This window comes from Streptomyces genisteinicus (assembly GCF_014489615.1).
Classification (GTDB): Bacteria; Actinomycetota; Actinomycetes; order Streptomycetales; family Streptomycetaceae; genus Streptomyces; species Streptomyces genisteinicus.
Window position 1 is genome coordinate 7,491,193 of record NZ_CP060825.1, and the last position, 16,797, is coordinate 7,507,989.

At 73.7% G+C, this 16,797-nt stretch carries 15 protein-coding genes; 7 read left to right on the forward strand and 8 right to left on the reverse strand.

All coding sequences use genetic code 11. The annotated features are described in order from the left end of the window. Positions 1–51: 51 nt before the first annotated feature. Both IAG43_RS34755 and IAG43_RS32015 read right to left on the reverse strand, forming a co-directional pair. Entirely contained in the window at positions 52–1,041 is a 990-nt protein-coding gene (locus IAG43_RS34755; protein ID WP_246574665.1) for a helix-turn-helix domain-containing protein, read from the reverse strand. Positions 1,042–1,238: 197 nt separating this feature from the next. Then, positions 1,239–2,039, reverse strand: coding sequence for a peptidoglycan DD-metalloendopeptidase family protein (locus IAG43_RS32015; RefSeq protein WP_187744120.1), 801 nt, complete (start codon positions 2,037–2,039; stop codon positions 1,239–1,241). Between the two features lie 618 nt (positions 2,040–2,657). Between IAG43_RS32015 and IAG43_RS32020 the strand changes: the two genes are divergently transcribed. The 4 genes from IAG43_RS32020 to IAG43_RS32035 all read left to right on the forward strand — a co-directional run bounded on the left by IAG43_RS32020 (position 2,658) and on the right by IAG43_RS32035 (position 6,723). Continuing rightward, a complete protein-coding gene (locus tag IAG43_RS32020) occupies positions 2,658–3,737 on the forward strand; it encodes a serine hydrolase (protein WP_187744773.1) in 1,080 nt (359 codons plus the stop codon). 45 nt (positions 3,738–3,782) lie between these two features. Beyond that, positions 3,783–5,078 carry an SH3 domain-containing protein gene (locus IAG43_RS32025; protein ID WP_187744121.1) on the forward strand — a complete coding sequence of 432 codons (1,296 nt, stop codon included), beginning with the start codon at positions 3,783–3,785 and terminating at the stop codon, positions 5,076–5,078. A 228-nt stretch (positions 5,079–5,306) separates the two neighbouring features. After that, entirely contained in the window at positions 5,307–6,500 is a 1,194-nt protein-coding gene (locus IAG43_RS32030) for a cytochrome P450 (RefSeq protein ID WP_187744122.1), read from the forward strand. Between the two features lie 4 nt (positions 6,501–6,504). Next, on the forward strand, positions 6,505–6,723 hold the full coding sequence (locus tag IAG43_RS32035) for a ferredoxin (RefSeq protein ID WP_425508633.1): 219 nt from the start codon (positions 6,505–6,507) through the stop codon (positions 6,721–6,723). A 70-nt stretch (positions 6,724–6,793) separates the two neighbouring features. On the opposite strand, the gene katG is transcribed toward IAG43_RS32035, so the two are convergent. Continuing rightward, positions 6,794–9,022: a catalase/peroxidase HPI gene (gene katG, locus IAG43_RS32040; RefSeq protein ID WP_187744123.1), complete on the reverse strand. Its 2,229-nt coding sequence runs from the start codon at positions 9,020–9,022 to the stop codon at positions 6,794–6,796. Between the two features lie 242 nt (positions 9,023–9,264). On the opposite strand from katG, the gene IAG43_RS32045 reads away from it, so the two are divergent. Beyond that, positions 9,265–9,684 (forward strand): Fur family transcriptional regulator, encoded by a 420-nt coding sequence (locus tag IAG43_RS32045; protein WP_187744124.1) that lies wholly within the window; start codon positions 9,265–9,267, stop codon positions 9,682–9,684. Between the two features lie 171 nt (positions 9,685–9,855). On the opposite strand, the gene IAG43_RS32050 is transcribed toward IAG43_RS32045, so the two are convergent. From IAG43_RS32050 to IAG43_RS32070, 5 genes are all read right to left on the reverse strand, one after another. Further along, positions 9,856–11,688: an ABC transporter ATP-binding protein gene (locus tag IAG43_RS32050; protein WP_187744125.1), complete on the reverse strand. Its 1,833-nt coding sequence runs from the start codon at positions 11,686–11,688 to the stop codon at positions 9,856–9,858. Positions 11,689–11,948: 260 nt separating this feature from the next. Beyond that, a complete protein-coding gene (locus IAG43_RS32055) occupies positions 11,949–12,377 on the reverse strand; it encodes a lasso peptide biosynthesis B2 protein (RefSeq protein WP_187744126.1) in 429 nt (142 codons plus the stop codon). Next, positions 12,374–12,661 carry a PqqD family protein gene (locus IAG43_RS32060; RefSeq protein ID WP_187744127.1) on the reverse strand — a complete coding sequence of 96 codons (288 nt, stop codon included), beginning with the start codon at positions 12,659–12,661 and terminating at the stop codon, positions 12,374–12,376. Before IAG43_RS32060 ends, IAG43_RS32055 begins: the two co-directional genes overlap by 4 nt. Further along, complete coding sequence (locus tag IAG43_RS32065) at positions 12,655–14,409, reverse strand: asparagine synthase-related protein (RefSeq protein WP_187744128.1); 1,755 nt, start codon at positions 14,407–14,409, stop codon at positions 12,655–12,657. Before IAG43_RS32065 ends, IAG43_RS32060 begins: the two co-directional genes overlap by 7 nt. Before the next feature lie 80 nt (positions 14,410–14,489). Further along, the gene (locus IAG43_RS32070) at positions 14,490–14,654 is read right to left on the reverse strand and encodes a hypothetical protein (RefSeq protein WP_187744129.1); all 165 of its coding nucleotides are present in this window, start codon (positions 14,652–14,654) and stop codon (positions 14,490–14,492) included. A gap of 236 nt (positions 14,655–14,890) precedes the next feature. Between IAG43_RS32070 and IAG43_RS32075 the strand changes: the two genes are divergently transcribed. Next, entirely contained in the window at positions 14,891–16,306 is a 1,416-nt protein-coding gene (locus IAG43_RS32075) for an NsdA family TPR-like regulatory protein (RefSeq protein WP_187744130.1), read from the forward strand. 102 nt (positions 16,307–16,408) lie between these two features. Beyond that, on the forward strand, positions 16,409–16,681 hold the full coding sequence (locus IAG43_RS32080) for a hypothetical protein (RefSeq protein WP_187744131.1): 273 nt from the start codon (positions 16,409–16,411) through the stop codon (positions 16,679–16,681). Positions 16,682–16,797: the final 116 nt, after the last annotated feature.

The following is a 16,797-nucleotide window of genomic DNA, read 5'->3' on the forward strand; positions in this document are numbered from 1 at the left end:
CGCGCTGCCCGGCGCACCACCGCACGGCGCTGCCCTGCCCGGACGGCCCGCTCAGCCCGGCGCGCCGTCGAGCAGGGCATCGCCCAGGCGGGTCCGCCGGTGGAGCACCCGCATGCCCTGACGCTGCGACAGCAGGAGCCCCGCGTCGCGGAGGACGGAGGTGTGCCGGCTGGCCGTGGAGGGCGCCAGCCGCAGCGCCGCGGCGATGTCCCCCGTGGTCAGGGGGCGGTCCAGCAGCCGCAGCAGGTCGGCCCGCGAGGAACCGACGAGCTGCGCCAGCGGAGCGGCCGCGGTCCCGCGCCCGCGCTCCAGCCAGCCGGGCGCGGGGGCGAGCGGATGGACGAGGACGGGCGGCAGCGACTCGTTCACCAGGACGAGCGGGGCGCGCACGCAGAAGAAGGCCGGCACCAGGGTCAGTGCCCGGCCGCGCAGCAGCAGCGCCCGGTCCACCGGATACGGGGCGCACAGACGGCCCTGCGCGCAGGCCCAGCCGGGCAGGTCGTCGTAGCCCGTGAGCATGCCTTCGGCGCCGTGGGCGAGGGCCGCCTCCGCCCGCAGCGCGCGGTCACGGGCCGCCACGGCCCGCATCGCGGGCAGATAGGGCTCGACCGCGACGCGGTAGTACGCGCGCAGCGAGGCCCCGAGTCTGCGGAGCGCCTGCGGGCATCCCTCGGCGAGCTGCCGCATCCCGTGCGGCACCCGGCCCCGGGTGTGCGCGTGAAGGCGCGTCAGTTCGGCGAGCAGACGGTGCCGCGGCGTGGCGAGCAGCAGGTCGAGCCCGGTGTCGAGGTCGGCGTCGCCCCGGCCGGGCGTCAGGAAGTCGGGGAAGTAGGCGCCGTCCGGGCACAGCCGCATCAGATCGTGCGCGGCGGGCAGCAGCCCGGCCCGCCGGAGCGCCGCGCCCACTTCGCGCCGCCAGGGCCCGAAGGTGAGCGGGGCCGCCTGGTTCTGGAGCAGGTGGAGGCTGAGCGCGGTCTCCCAGAGCGGGTCGACACTGGCCGCGACGCGCAGCCGGACGAGCTCCTGGCTGGTGAAGTCCACCCGCAGCACTGTGCACCCCCGGTCGTCAGGGGCGCCTGACGGCGCCGGTCCCGCGGAAGTCTATGCGCGTCGCGTCGTGGGGCGCAGCCGTGCCGCGGAACGGGCGGCGGAGGCGGGTGCGGCGGGGCCGTTCCGGGCCCGGCCCGGAACGGCCCCGCCCCCGCGCACCGCGGCGGACGGGCGCCGCCGGGACCGCGTCAGCAGAGCGGCACGCCGGGCAGCTGGGCGCTGGGGTGGTCGATGTAGATGTTGCTGACGAAGCCGTTCTGGTCGCGCAGCTTGCTCCACCAGTTGTTGCTGTAGCCCTCCGCGTTGACGGTGTCGCCCTGCTTCTGGCAGACCACCCGCACGGCGGTCGGGCCGGCGAGCGTGGTCACGACGGCCGCGGACAGCCGGGCGTCGGCACGGACGTTGACGCCGCTGCCCCAGGTGGTGAACGGAACTCCGCTGCCACCGCAGCCGTTGTCGCTCGTCAGGTACGCCTGGTGGTAGCTGCCCGGGTAGGACAGCCCGGCACCGTTGATCACGATGTTCTGGCCCACACCGTTGTAGAGCTGCTCGTAGTGGATGTGCGCGCCGGAGGAGTTGCCGGTGCTGCCGGTGGTCCCGATCTGCTGGCCCTGGCCGACCCAGGCGCCGTTCGCCACCGAGTAGGCGGCCAGGTGGAAGTAGTACGTCTTCCAGCCGCCGCCGTGGTCGACGACGATGTAGTTGCCCGCGCCGCTCGGCTGCGAGTGCCGGGTGGCGGTGCCGGCGGCCGACGCGAGCACCGGGGTGCCCGCGGTCGATCCGCCGTCCGCGCGGACGAAGTCGAGGGCCCGCCGGACCTCGGCCGAGTGGTGGCTGTAGGTCCACCGCTGCCCGCAGGGATACGGCGCCTTGAAGGCGGGCGCGGCCGTCACCGCGGCCTCCCCGGCGTACGCGGGGGAGGCCGTCAGGCCCGCCAGCGCCAGCAGCGCGGCGGCGGCCAGAGCCGGAAGTCGTCTGAGGAATCTCATGAGTGCTCCTGGGGGTCTTCCGTACGGATCGGGGCGGACCGTGCGCGGGCCGGCGCGGCGCCGCCCGCCCCGGCCCGCGGGCCGAAGGAGTCGGAACGCCGGGCTTCGGGGCGTCGCCGCGACGACCGCGCTCCGACGGCGGAGCGGGCGGTTCGCAGGCGGCGCCGGAGCCGTCGAGGGGAGCCCGCCGGGAAACCGGACGGGAGGGCCTGGGTGGGGGAGTGGGGGAGACGCCCGGACGGCGACGCGCCGGACCGGGGCGCTGCCGGACGTCGGGAACGTAACCGGAGGACGATGCCCTGACAAGCGCGCGACGGGCTTCTTCGACCAGGAACGAATCCCTTGCGCCGGACGCCGGTGCTCCTCACGCTGTCGTCCGCGCACCGGACATCCGACGGCCCGTCAGCCGTCCCCCACGCCCCGAGGAGTCCGTGACCCATGCCCCGGTATCACCGCCCCGGCACGCCGGCCCTGCCCGGCGCGGCGCCGGCCGCCGCCCTGTCCGTGCTGCTCGCCGCCCTGCTCACGGCCCTGCTCACCGGACCGGCCGCTGCCGAGCCCCGGGCGCCCGCCGGACCGGCGGCGGCCCGCGCAGTCGAGAGAACGGACGTCCGCACCATGCCCGACATCCCCGCCGGCACGACGGCGGGCGTCGCCGTGTACGACCGGGTGACCGGCCGGTTCACCGAACTCCACGACGCGGAGCGGCAGTTCCGCTCCGCGTCCCTGGTGAAGCTGCTGCTCGCCCTCGACGTCCTCGGGGAGGACGGACCCGCCTCGCTGCCCGAGGCGGAACGGGTGCGCCTGACCGCCATGCTGCGCAGCAGCGACGACGCCGCGGCGAGCCACTACTGGTCCGTCCGGGGCGCCGGGGCCGTCGTCACCCGCACGGCCTCCCGCCTCGGCCTCACCGGAACCGTCCCGCCGCCCGCCTCCCACCCCGGCTACTGGGGCTACACGGCGACCACGGCGGCCGACACCGTCCGGGTCTACCGCCACATCCTCGAGAGCGCGCCGGCCCCGGTCCGCGTCTTCCTGATGGACGCGCTGCGCACGGCCACCCGCTGCGGGAACGACGGGTTCGACCAGTACTTCGGCATCCCCTCGGCGTTCGACGGACCCCGTGCCGTCAAGCAGGGCTGGTCCGGCTTCAGTTCGGGCGGCTGCACCGCCCCGGCCCGCCCGGCCGACGCCACCACCTCCGCCGCCCCTCGCCCGGCCGTCCCCGCCCCTCGCCCGGCCGCCGCCCCCCTGCCCGGCGGCGCCGCGGCCCCCCTCGACCTCGTGTCGGAGGCGCTGCACACCACCGGGACCGTCGGAGCCGGCGACCGCACCGTGGTCGCCGTCCTGACCCTCCACCCCGACGGGACGCCCTACGGCACCGCGTACGGCCGGATCACGCGCCTCACCGACTCCCTCGACGTGCCCGGCGCCGCACGTCCCGCCGGGACCCGCTTCGCCACCTGGGGGAGCGGCGTACGGGTACGGGCGGGGGCGAACACCTCGGCCGCCCACCTGACCACCCTCCCGGCGGGCGTCGAGGTCCTGGTGGGCTGCCAGGCCAGGGGCGGACGCGTCACGGTCCCCCCGTACGACAACGACTGGTGGGCGTACCTGCCGCAGTACGGCGGCTGGATCACCCAGGTGTACATCGCCTCGCCGGACGACACCCTGCCCGGCGTCCCGGTCTGTTCCTGAACCTCCTCCCCGCACCCTCCCCCCCACCAATGAAGGAGGCGCCCCATGCGCCGCACCGACAGACCCCGAACCGCCCGACGCCGTCTGCCCGCCTGCGTGCTGTCGCTGGCCGCACTGTCCGCCCTCGCCCTCGGGTCCGGCCCCGCCGCCGCGCAGGGCCCCGCGGCCAACCGCGCCCCGGGTCCGGTGAGCTGGCAGGCCGACCTCGCCGACGCCACCGGGCACGAGGCGAACATCAGCCGGGCCGGCGGCTCCCTGCGGCTGAAGGACGCCGGTCTGCGTCCCGCCTCCGTCCGGTCGCGCCAGGGCCAGGGCTCCGCGGTGCTGCCCGCCCGCGTCCTCGACCGGGCCGTCGACCGCGTATCGGTCGACCTCGACGCCACGGCGCCCGCCGGCAGCAGGACGGCCGTCGACATCCGCGGGCGCGACGGCCTCGGCCGGTGGACCGAATGGCGCGAGGCGCGCGAGGGCGAGCCCGCCGTGCTGCCCCGCGCGGTCACCGAGGTCCAGGCCCGCCTCACCCTCGTCGGCACCCCCGGCGGCGCCACACCCGAGATCCGGGGGCTCGGCCTCAGCGCCGAACTCGGCACGCCCGCCGCCGGGACGGCGCCCGCGGCCGGCGCACCGGCCGGGGCCGCCGCCGCGCCGTTCTCGGCGAGGGTCTTCGCGACCCGTGAGGGCCTGGTCGGCGGGACCACCGCCAACGGCCACGTGATCGTGCCGAACGACCGCTTCGTGGCCCTGCCCTCGCGGCGCGGACTGTCCCCCAAGGGCAGCGCCGAGTACTCCGTGCGCGTCTGCGGCCCCGCGCGGTGCGAGACCGCGCCGGTCTGGGACGTCGGCCCGTGGAACACCCACGACGACCACTGGAACCCCTCCTCCGTCCGCGAGACCTTCAAGGACCTGCCGCAGGGCAGGCCGGAGGCCCAGGCGGCCTACGAGAACGGGTACAACGGCGGACGCGACGAGTTCGGCCGCCGCGTGCTCAACCCGGCGGGCATCGACCTGGCGGACGGCACCTTCTACAACGTCGGCCTGAACGACAACGGCTGGGTCACCGTCACCTACCTCTGGACCGGCGACGGCGCGGCTACCCGCTCCTTCCCGACCTGGGGCACCGGCGTCAACATCCGGCGCGAGGCCACGACCGCCTCCACCCGGGTCGCCCAGCTGGCCGGCCCCACCACCGTCCGGGTCCAGTGCCAGGTCCGCGGCCAGCTCGTACAGATCGACGGCTACAGCAACGACGCCTGGTCCTACCTGCCGGACTACGGCGGCTACGTCTCCAACATCTACATCGACGTCCCCGAGGGCTGGCTTCCCGGCGTGCCCACCTGCTGACCGGCACGCCGCCGAGGCCCCCGGCCGCCCCGCCCCGCCCGCCCGGGCCCCGGCGGGGCGGTGCGGCGCGGCAGGGGAGGCCGCCACACCCCCGGGGTCCCGGCCCCCGCCCCGGTGACCATGGCCGACGAGGCGCTGTTGACCCTCCCCGCCGGCGCCGCCGATTCTCGGGACACCGGCCCCCGGACTCCGCACCCGGGAGGCCACGGCGCACAGGGAGGTCACACGATGACGGCCACGGCCGAACAGACGCCCGTCCCCTACCCGTTCAACGAGCCCGACGGCCTGGGGCTCGCGGACGCCTACCGGCAGGCGCTGGAGAGCCCAGGGCTGATCCGGGTCCAGCTCGCGTACGGCGAACCCGCCTGGCTGGCCACCCGGTACGCGGACGCGCGCCTCGTCCTCGGCGACCGCCGCTTCAGCCGCGCCGAGGCCCTCCGCCACGACGAACCCCGCCAGTCCGAGGGGCGCCAGGACAGCGGCATCCTGAGCATGGACCCGCCCGGACACACCCGGCTGCGCACCCTGGTGGCGAAGGCGTTCACCGTGCACCAGGTGGAGAAGTTACGGCCTGCCGTGCGCGCGCTCACCCACGAGCTGCTCGACGGTCTTCAGGAGCAGGGACCGCCGGCCGACCTGGTGGAGGACTTCGCCCTGCCGATCCCGGTGGCCGTCATCTGCCGGATGCTCGGCGTGCCGGAGGAGGACCGTCCGCGCTTCCGCGTCTGGAGCGACGCCGCGCTGTCCACGAGCTCGCTGACGGCGGAGGAGTTCCTGCGCAGCCGTGACGAGCTGCGGGCCTACATGCGGGTGCTGATCGAGGACCACCGGCGCCGCCCGCGCCCGGACCTGATGACGGGTCTGATCGAGGCACGCGACACCGGCGACCGGCCCGACGAGCAGGAACTCGTCGACCTGTGCGTCGGCATCCTCGTCGCCGGGCACGAGACCACGGCCACCCAGATCCCGAACTTCGTCCATGCCCTCCTCGACCATCCCGACCAGGCGGAGCTGCTCCGCGAGCGCCCCGAGCTGATCCGCGGCGCCGTCGAGGAGCTGCTGCGCTTCGTGCCCCTGGGCAGCGGGGCCGGCTTCCCCCGGTACGCCACCGAGGACGTGGAGGTGGGCGGCACGCTCGTCCGCGCCGGCGAGCCGGTCCTGGTCGCCGTGGGCGCGGCCAACCGCGACGCCCTCCGGTTCGACGCGCCGGGCCGGCTGGACGTCACCCGCACCGGGGTCCAGCACCTGGGCTTCGGGCACGGCGTGCACCACTGCCTCGGCGCGCCGCTCGCGCGCCTGGAGCTCCAGGAGGCTCTGGAGGCGCTGCTCGTACGCCTCCCCGGACTGCACCTCGCCGGGGACGTCGCGTGGAAGAACCAGATGCTCGTGCGCGGCCCGCGGGTCATGCCGGTGGGGTGGTGACCGCGTGTCGTGGAGCACCGAGGTGGACCGCGCGATGTGCATGGGGTCCGGTGTGTGCGCCGGGATCGCCCCCGATCTCTACCGGCTCGGCGACGAGGACCGGGCGGAGCCCGTGGACGGCCTGATCCCGCCGGACGAGCGCGCGCTCGACGCGGCGGACTCCTGTCCGGCGGCGGCGATCCTGGTGCGGGACGGCACCCGTCTGATCGGCCCCCGCCACTGACGGGTCCGGGCCGTCGCCGTGTCCCGCCGTGCGGGCCGGCCGGCGTCCGCCGGCCGGCCCGCGTGTGCGATCAGGCCAGGTCGAACCGGTCGAGGTTCATCACCTTGTCCCACGCCGCGACGAAGTCCCGGGCGAACTTCTCCTTCGCGTCGTCGCTCGCGTAGACCTCCGCGAGGGCCCGCAGCTCGGAGTTCGAACCGAAGACGAGGTCGACCCGGCTTCCGGTCCACCGGACCTCGCCGGTCGCGGTGTCGCGGGCCTCGAACACGTTCGCGTCGGAGGTGCTGGTCCAGGTGGTGCCCAGGTCCAGGAGGTTGACGAAGAAGTCGTTCGTCAGGGTCTGGGGGCTGGAGGTGAACGCGCCGTGCGGCGAGCCGTCGGCGTTGGCGCCCAGCACCCGCAGACCGCCCACGAGGACCGTCATCTCCGGGGCGCTGAGGGTCAGCAGGTTCGCCCGGTCGATCAGCAGGTACTCCGCCGGGAGGCGGTTGCCCTTGCCCAGGTAGTTGCGGAACCCGTCGGCGGCCGGCTCCAGGGCGGCGAACGACTCGACGTCCGTCTGCTCCTGCGAGGCGTCCGCACGGCCCGGCGTGAACGGCACCGTCAGATCGAGGCCCGCGTCCTTCGCGGCCTGCTCGACGGCGGCGGCGCCCGCGAGCACGATCAGGTCGGCGAGGGACACCCGCTTGCCGCCGGTCTGCGCGGCGTCGAAGGACTCCTTGATGCCCTCCAGGGTGCGCAGCACCGTGGCGAGGGCGTCGGGCCCGTTGACCTCCCAGCCGCTCTGCGGCTGGAGGCGGACGCGCGCGCCGTTCGCGCCGCCGCGCTTGTCGCTGCCCCGGAAGGAGGCAGCCGAGGCCCACGCGGTGGAGACCAGCTGCGACACCGTCAGGTCCGAGGCGAGGACCTGCGCCTTGAGGGCGGCCACATCGGCGTCGTCGACGAGCTCGTGCGTCACCTCGGGCAGCGGGTCCTGCCACAGCAGCGTCTCGCTCGGGACCTCGGAGCCGAGGTAGCGCACGACCGGGCCCATGTCACGGTGGGTCAGCTTGTACCAGGCACGGGCGAAGGCGTCCGCGAAGGCCGCGGGGTTCTCGTGGAAGCGGCGCGAGATCTGCTCGTACGCGGGGTCCACGCGGAGCGAGAGGTCGGTGGTGAGCATCGTCGGGGCGTGGGTCTTCGACGCGTCGTGCGCGTCGGGGACGGTGCCGGCGCCCGCGCCGTCCTTCGGCCGCCACTGGTGGGCTCCGGCGGGGCTCTTGAAGAGCTCCCACTCGTAGCCGAAGAGGATGTCGAAGAAGCTGTTGTCCCACGCCGTCGGGGTGTCGGTCCAGATGCCCTCGAGACCGCTGGTGATGGTGTCGGCGCCCTTGCCGGTGCCGTGGCTGTTGCGCCAGCCGAAGCCCTGCTCCTCGATCGGGGCCGCCTCCGGGTCGGCGCCGACGGCGTCCGCGGGGCCGGCGCCGTGGGTCTTGCCGAAGGTGTGGCCGCCCGCGATCAGCGCGACGGTCTCCTCGTCGTTCATCGCCATCCGGCGGAACGTCTCACGGATGTCGCGCGCCGCGGCGAGCGGGTCCGGGGTGCCGTTGGGGCCCTCGGGGTTGACGTAGATCAGGCCCATCTGCACGGCGCCGAGCGGGTTCTCCAGCTGCCGGTCGCCGGTGTAGCGCTCGTCGCCCAGCCAGGTGTTCTCCGGGCCCCAGTAGACGTCCTCCTCGGCCTCCCAGACGTCCTCGCGGCCGCCGGCGAAGCCGAACGTCTCGAAGCCCATCGACTCCAGGGCGACGTTGCCGGCGAGGATCATCAGGTCGGCCCAGGACAGCGCCTGCCCGTACTTCTTCTTCACCGGCCACAGGAGGCGGCGGGCCTTGTCGAGGTTGCCGTTGTCCGGCCAGCTGTTGAGCGGGGCGAAGCGCTGCTGACCGGCGCCGGCGCCGCCGCGCCCGTCGCTGATCCGGTAGGTGCCCGCGCTGTGCCAGGCCATCCGGATCATGAACGGGCCGTAGTGGCCGAAGTCGGCCGGCCACCAGTCCTGCGAGGTGGTGAGCACCTCGGCGATGTCCCGCTTCACGGCGGGGAGGTCGAGGGAGGTGAACGCCGCCGCGTAGTCGAACTCCTCGCCGAGCGGGTTCGCGACGGCCGGGTTCTTGGCCAGGATCTTCAGGTTGAGCCGGTCGGACCACCACTGGCGGTTCCCCCCGCCCTGGGTCGGGTGGGGCGCGCGACCGTGCGCCACGGGGCAGCCACCGCCCTCCTCCGTCTTGGCGTCGGTGACGATCGCGTCGGGATTCTCGACCATGGTGGATCCTTTCGGACGGGCGGGATCGTGGTGCGCGGGGTACGTCGCGGGCGCACCGGGGCACGGGCTGCCGCCCGCTTCCCGCCACGCCGGTGGCTCCGCCTCCCTTGGCTATTACCGGAACCGATCCTACGATGGACTCAGTCCAGGTCAAGAAGCCCATGCGTTTCATATCCCATCGGGTTTCGGACATCTCCCGGTGAATGCCGGGTGTCCCATGGCGCCGGAAAGGGTGAACCGAGATGAGTGACCTGCTGGAGCGGCTGCGGGCACGCGGCTGGCGTGTGACCTCGCAGCGGCGTGTCGTGGCCGAAGTCCTCGACGGCGACCACGTGCACCTCACGGCGGACGAGGTGCACGCCCGCGCGGCTCTGCGGCTCCCGGAGATCTCCCGGGCGACCGTCTACAACACCCTGGGCGAACTGGTCCTGCTCGGTGAGGTGGTGGAGGTCTCCACCGACGGCCGGGCCAAGCGCTACGACCCCAACGCCCACCGTCCGCACCAGCACCTGGTCTGCTCCGGCTGCGGCATCATCCGCGACGTCCACCCCGCCGGCGACGCGCTGGCCGGACTGGCCGGCCTCCCGGCGGCCGAGCGCTTCGGCTTCACGGTGGACGAGGTGCAGATCACCTACCGCGGCCTCTGCCCCTCCTGCGCCTGACCGCGGCCGTCTGCCGCGACCTGCCGACTGTCCGTACCGCCCGTTCGCCGCCAGGGCGACGACTACGAGGAGACCGTCCTGGCTGCCGTCTGGGACGCGGCGAAGCACGACGACGGCGAGGAGAGCGTCAGCCGTCACCTGTTATGAGGTGTCGGGTGCCCGCCGGGCTGCTCAGTCCTTGCCCTCCTGGAGCTGGTGCAGCTCAGCGAAGAGGCCGCCGGACCGGAGCAGTTCTTCGTACGTGCCGGTCTCCACGACGGCGCCGTCGCGCATGACCACGACCTTGTCGGCGACACGGGCGTTGGCGAGCCGGTGCGTGATGAACAGCGCGGCGCGGCCTGCGGAGAGCGCCCTGAGTCGGCTGAAGACCTGGTGTTCGGCGCGGGCGTCGAGGGCAGCTGTTGGTTCGTCGAGGATGAGCACGGGCGCGTCGCGGTGGAATCCGCGGGCGATGGCGACCCGCTGCCATTCTCCTCCGGACAGGTCGTGCCCGCCCCACCAGGAGCGCGCGAGCGAGGTGTCGAGCCCGTTCGGGAGCTTCGCCAGGACTGTGTCGGCGCCGGCGAGTTCGGCCGCCGCGTGGACGGCCCGGTCGCCGTCGGGGCGAGGTTGTCCCAGGGTGATGTTCTCGCGCGCGGCGAGCGGCCAGCGGACGAAGTCCTGCGCCACCATGCCGGTTGCGCCCCAGACCGAGGCGGGGTCCAGGTCGACCAGGTGCTCGCCGTCCCAGGTGACGGTGCCGTCGGTCGGCAGATACAGACCGGTCAGCAGCTTGGCCAGGGTCGTCTTGCCGCTGCCGTTTTCGCCGACGAGCGCAATCACCTCACCTCGGTTGATCTCGAGGTCGACGCCGCGAACGGCCGGCGTCTCCTTGCCCGGGTAGGTGAACTCCGCGCCGCGGGCCTCGATGACCTGCGGGCCGCCCGCGGTCGCCGCCTTACCGCCGCGGCGCATGGCCCACGCGTCGGCGCTGTCGAGGAAGCGGGCCCAGTCCGCCACGTACAGGCTGGTGGCGAACAGCCGCGCGGAGGCGCGGACGCTTCCGGTCAGGGAGGCGTTCGCGGTGCGGACGACGAGCACGGTGGTGGCGGCCGTTGCGACGTCCATGCGGCCGGTAAGCGTGAGGTGGAGGATGCCTGCCCACACCGCGGCCACGGCCAGGGCGGCCATCAGGTCGCCGGCGCCCTGGGTGAAGGCCGCGCGGCGGGTGGCGGTGATCTGCTCGCGCTCCAAGCGGCCGGAGATGATCCGGTACTGGTCGAGCAGGAACGCGCCCATCGTCGCCGCGCGCAGTTCCGCTGCGGTGCCGCGGTCGGTGGTGTACTGCGCCAGGACGCCGCGCAGGCGGGTGTCGGCGCCGTTGCGGTGCGCGGCTTCGTGGTCGAGTCGGGCGGCGCGCACCGCACCCCAGATGCGGGGGAAGACGGCCAGCAGCAGGAGTGGCAGCAGGGCGACGTGGAGCGTGGCGACGACGACGACGGCCGCGAGGAGTTGTGCGGCTGCGGAGACCAGGCTCTGGGCGCCGCTGATCAGCTCGGGCATCTTCTCCGCGCCCTGGGTGGCGTGGAAGCGGCTGTCCTCGAAGGTGGAGTCCTCGAACGCGGAGAGCTCGGCGGCCGTGGAGGCGGTGATGACGGCGAGGTCGGCTTCTCGGTTGACCTGCGGTGCGAGCCGGTTGGCACAGAAGCGGGCCGCAGCGTCGGCGAGGTAGCTCCCGCAGACGGTGGCGGTGACGATCAGCAGGGCCGGGAAGGCCTGGTCCAGGCGCTGGGTCGCGGTGCCGGCAGCGAGGAGGGCAGCCAGGGCGGTGGCGGTGTAGCGCAGGGCGATCGCGGTGAGGACGGCGCTCAGGACAGCGGTCGCGGCGAGAGCGATGGTGGTTCGGCGGTCGGCCTGCCAGCTCAGCCGTCCGGCGCGGACCAGGGTGGTGGGCAGTTGTGCGGCGATCGTGCGGGTGCTGATCGGGGGCTTGTCGCTGCCGTGGCCGTCTTCCTGCAGGCGCATGACGGGCGGCGCCCCGGGGGCTGGGAGGGTCGTGGGAGCGGCGGCGGGGGTCTGCTCGGTGCCGGAAGCCGCCGCGGTGGTCGTAGTCACCCGGCCATTGGCGGGCAGCCGAGCCGGTGCGATCAACCGCAATATGACGGTGCGCCGCATGTCGGTGCAGCTCACACCCCTTTGCGGTCAACTCTGCATTGACCGGGCTTCACTCGTTCGAGTGAGGCCCGGGGGCTGGAGGGGAGGCTCGTCCCCCAGCCCCCGGCGGCCTACCGGGTGGTGTAGATCGGGGTCCAGGGGTGGTCCGCACCGCCGGCTTCTGCGTTGCCGACGTGTTCGCCCTGTGCGGTGACCACCCACGCGTGGAAGGCAGCGGGCAGGGTGCGGGCTCCCAGGACCAGGTGACACCGGCGGCCCGTGAGGGCGATGGCGGCCACGGTGGCGAAGGAGCGGTCCTTGCAGTCGATCTGCCCGCGCCACCAGAGGGGCTGACATGCGACGACGGCCTGGTACATGTCCTCGACGAGCGGTAGCCCGGCAGCCGGCAGCCGGCGGACCGACCGTGCAAAGACGAGTCGGGTCCTCATCCGCCACGCAGACGGCAGCAGCCTGATGGAGAGCGCCAGGAGCATGGCGCATGCCGCGAACAGCCGCAGTCGCCGGGGCGGTTGCGCAGGGGCGTGGATCATCTGCGTCATCGCTGCCACCACCGTTTCTTCCGGGGCTGCCCGACGGCCTCGGTGAGCAGCCCGAGTTCGATCAGGGTGGTGACGTAGGTGCCGACGGAGGCCCGGGTCGTGGGCACATCTGCGGGTGCGGCGATTTCCTCGGCGAGCCCCGCCGTGCTGCCGCGCAGAGCGATGACGTCCCAGATGTGGGCGCCCACGCCGGAGAACATCTGCCACTGACCGGTGCGCAGGTTCAGCACGGCCACGGAGCCGGAGCAGCGGCCCCAGTGCACGTGTGCCGGGATTGTCAGCATGCCGCCCCCTGGTGCCGGTGCTCGACGGCGCCGAGCCACTGGCACGCCATCACCAGCCGCTGAAGGTCGTAGAGCGATCCGGCCTGGGTGCCGTCGATGCCGGCAAGGGCGTCGAGCGCGGGCTGCGGGTCGAGCAGACCGCAGCTCACCAGGGCGCTGCTGCGGATCGCAGCAGCGAGCGCGGGCCGGTGGTGAAGCATGCCGGCGGTGAGCTGCCGGGTGAAGCTGCCCTTCGACGTGCGCCCCGTCAGCCACGCCGGCAGGTCCGGAACCGCGGCGGCGAGCAGCGGCTTGAACGTGGTGATGCCGTGCCGTTCGGCAGGGGCGATGGCGTAGGCGGCGCGGACGACCTGGTTGTCGAGGAAGGGGTGGACCTGCCGGACGTTCCACGCGGCAGTGAGCGGCACGGTGTCCCGCGCGTCCGCTGCGATCAGGCGCAGGGAGAAACGCTGCTCCACCAGGTCCGCGCGGGCTTCCGCGTCCGTGGTCCCTGCTGCCTCGAGCAGCAGCGCGGCCACGCGGTCCCGGCCTTGTGCGGTGAGCCAGGTCCCGGACCGGCCCACGTGGCACCAGGACCACACGCCCGGGCGGCGGCTGTCGATGTCGGCACGGGCGAGACGCCGCGCAGCGTCCCGCAGCGCCTCGGCGTGCGTGCTCTCCGCCGTCCGGACGACCGTGCGCCACAGGTCGCGCGGCGAGCGGTTACGGGCGCGTGCCCACCCCGTCACCTGGCGGCGGGCAGCCCTGCGGTCGCCGGTCTGCACCATGCCGACCCACGCCGCGCTGCACGAATCGAGGACGACGTCGCCGCCGTTCCCGGTGAAGTGCAGCGGGAGTTTGCCGGCCGGACGGAGGTAGAGCGCGTGCTGTGCCGTGGTCAGGCTCACCGCGGCGGGCTGGTCCGTCAGCGGCTGGCGCGCCGACCAGCCGAACGGCAGATGCTCCGTGCCGCCCATGCCCACCTGCAGGTCCACGCCGATGTGCGCGGCCACCCGGCGGGCGTACAGCAGGTCCTCGTGGCTGGTGTATCCGTCCGCGTAGGTGACGGCCCGGATGCGGCCGTCACGGGCCGCGAGGATCGCCAGGGTGGAGGAGTCCAGCCCGCCGGACAGGTCCGCGCCGGCGACCCCGCCCGCTGCGAGCATCCTCCAGCGGACCGCCGTCTGCAGAGCGTCCCCGAAGGCTGGGGCGCCCTCGGCGAGCGTGGCGGTGGGATCGATCGCGTGAACGTCGACCAGGTCGGTCTTGGAGCCGGTCAGCAGCAGTCCGAACCCCGGGGGTACTGCCCTGACGCCCTCGTACACGGTCCGGTCCGGCCAGTGCTCCGGGCCGGCGACGAGCCGCGCGGCCATCATCGCCAGGTCCGGCGCCGCGTCGGCCTGCTGCGCAAGCCGGCGGGCGCTCGTGGACCACATGGTCTGCGTCCCCTGCACGGTGTGGAAGATGCTGCGGAAGCCGGACAGGTCTCCGCAGACGAAGGTGTGTGTGCCGGTCTGCGCGATCACCCAGTACGAGCCGGGCAGCCGGGTCAACTCCACCCACCGGGCGGCGGCCGCGGCCTGCAGCAGAGCCCGGTCCTGTCCCGGCACCAGAAGGAAGTCACCCACGACCGCGACGCGGACCTGACCGGCAACGAGCACCTGCGACCGGCACCCCTGTCCCATCTGCACGCCCGGCAGCCCCGCGGCGGACTGCCCCGCGCTCCACCGCGGCGACGACGCGCCGCCCGTCATCCATTCCTCTCCCATGAGCCTCCCCTTCGTGTGGCAGAACGGACCCGGGGGCCGGCGCACGGCCGACCCCCCGGGAATTCACATGGCGCCGCAGGTCACTCGAACCACATGGCGCCGGAGTTGTCGCCGTCGTTGTTCGGCTTGCGGCCGAGCGTGGCGCCCTCGACGGAGAAGGTCTGCGGCAGCGCGATGACCGGGGCGCCGGTCTCGACGGTCTTGCCGGTCTCGACGGGCTCGGTGGCGTTGAGGGTGGAACGCATGGTCGTACCTCCGTGAGTGAGTCGGACGATTCGCCGCGGCGGCGTCGCCTTGGCATGACCAAGACCACCACCCGGCAGCCGTCCCAGGGCACCCGCCGATCGCCGCCGCTTGAAGCGGGACAGCCCGCCGCCCAACCGTCGCCCTCCCCCGCCGAATACCGCCGAATCGCCCGGCGCCCTACCTCCGCCCGCAGCCCTCTTCTAGGCTGCGAGGTTGGACGGCATTGGAGGCACGGATGTCAGCTGGACCCCGTACCGCGAAAGAGCCCAACGCGCTGCTGAACCACTGGATGGAGCGGGCCGGCCTGTCCAACGCCGCCCTCGCCCGAGCCGTCACCAGCCGTGCACAGGCCGGCGGAGAGCGGGGCATCAACCCCAGCGAAGGCCGCGTACGGGCCTGGAGGAACGGCGAGACCCCCCGACATCCCGTCCCTCAGCTCATCGCCGACCACATCGCCGAGCGCACCGGACTACCCGTCACCTGCGCCGACATCGGCTTACCCGACCGCACCGTCCCCGTCGCCGCCGGCCCGAACCTCCCCTGGCAGCCCGGGGCCACCATTACCGCCATCGCCCACATCACCCGGAGCGAGATGATGGTCCCTCACAGCCGTCACAGCGACGACGCCCACGAAGTCCACGCCGGCCAGGACCTCCTCACTCCGCTGCAGCACTGGGCCACCGCCACCCCGTCGGCCCTCGTCGCCCGGGGCGGCGGCCGCCTCGGCGCCAGCGACATCGAGGGCATCCGCGCCATCACCGACATGTTCCGCGACGCCGACAACCGCCACGGCGGGATCCTCTCCCGCAAAGCCGTCATCGCCCAGATGGCCGACGCCAACGCCCTGCTGAGCACCGCCTCCTACGACACAGCCACCGGCTGTGCGCTGTTCTCCGCCGTCGCCGACCTCGGCTCCGTCGCCGGGTGGATGACCTTCGACGCCGGCATGCACAAACAGGCCCAGCGCATCTTCATCGCCGCGCTCCACGCCGCGAGCGAAGCCGGCGACAAAGCCCTCGGCGCCCACATCCTCCAGTGCATGGCCCGCCAGATGTCCCACCTCAGGCACTACGACGAAGCCCTGGACCTCGTCTCCCTCGCCCAGTACGGCGCCCGCCGCCAAGCCACCCCGGCCACCCGATCGATGCTCGCAGCACTCGAAGCCCGCTTCCACGCCATCCTCGGCCAGGTCGACGAAAGCGAACGCGCCGCAGGAACCGCCGAAGAACTCTTCACCGCCGTCGACCCCAGCCAGGAACCCGCGCACATGGCCTTCTTCGACGAGGCAGAGCTGTGCGCCACGATCGGCATCGCCCACCAGATCGCCGCCAAGAACGACAACGGCCCCAGCCGTACCCGCCGCGCCGAGCAATCCCTGCAACTCGTCGGACGCGCACTCGCACTCCGCCCCGACCACCGCGTGAGAAGCAAGGCATTCGACCACCTCGGTCTCGCCCGCACCCACCTCACCATCGGAGAAGTCACCGGAGCCCGAGAAGAAACCCAGACAGCACTCACCCTCTTCGGCACCATCGGAAGCAAACGCGTCGGCGACCGGCTCGGCGAACTCCACGACGAAGCCGCGCCCTACGCCACCTCGCCAGAGGCAGCAGACCTCCGCGACCAGATCAGGACCGTCGTCGCGGCCTGACCCGCCCGCGGAGCCCGCTCCCGTGCCGGAGGCCACCCCGCAGCCCGCGGCACCCGAACCGTCCCCGGAAGCCGAATCCGACGCGAAGGATCTGTCGCACGTGTGGGTCGCGCAGAGGTCGAGGTCACCCCGCGGATCGCGAGCATCGCAGACTTCCGCGGCAGCTTCAGGGCCGCCGAAGGGCAGCGCGTCGGCGCCTTCGAGGTGTACTGGAAGGGCTGCCGCCGACCCGGCGACGAGGTAGGCGGCAACCACTACGCCGCGGAGATCGGGAACACCCACCTGATCGGCGGCGATCAGTCCCAGCACGCGAAGCGCAAGGTCCCGGCCCCGCCCCCGGCCTGCCGCGTCATCCCACATGTCGGGGGAGCCTGATGCCCCGCCAGTTCCTGCCCGCCCTGCGGGGTCTCCTCGCGCCACGCGCGCCGGAGCCGGCCTCGGCGCCGGGGTCGTCCACAACCTCGGTCTCCTACCCCGCCGTGGACGCGCTG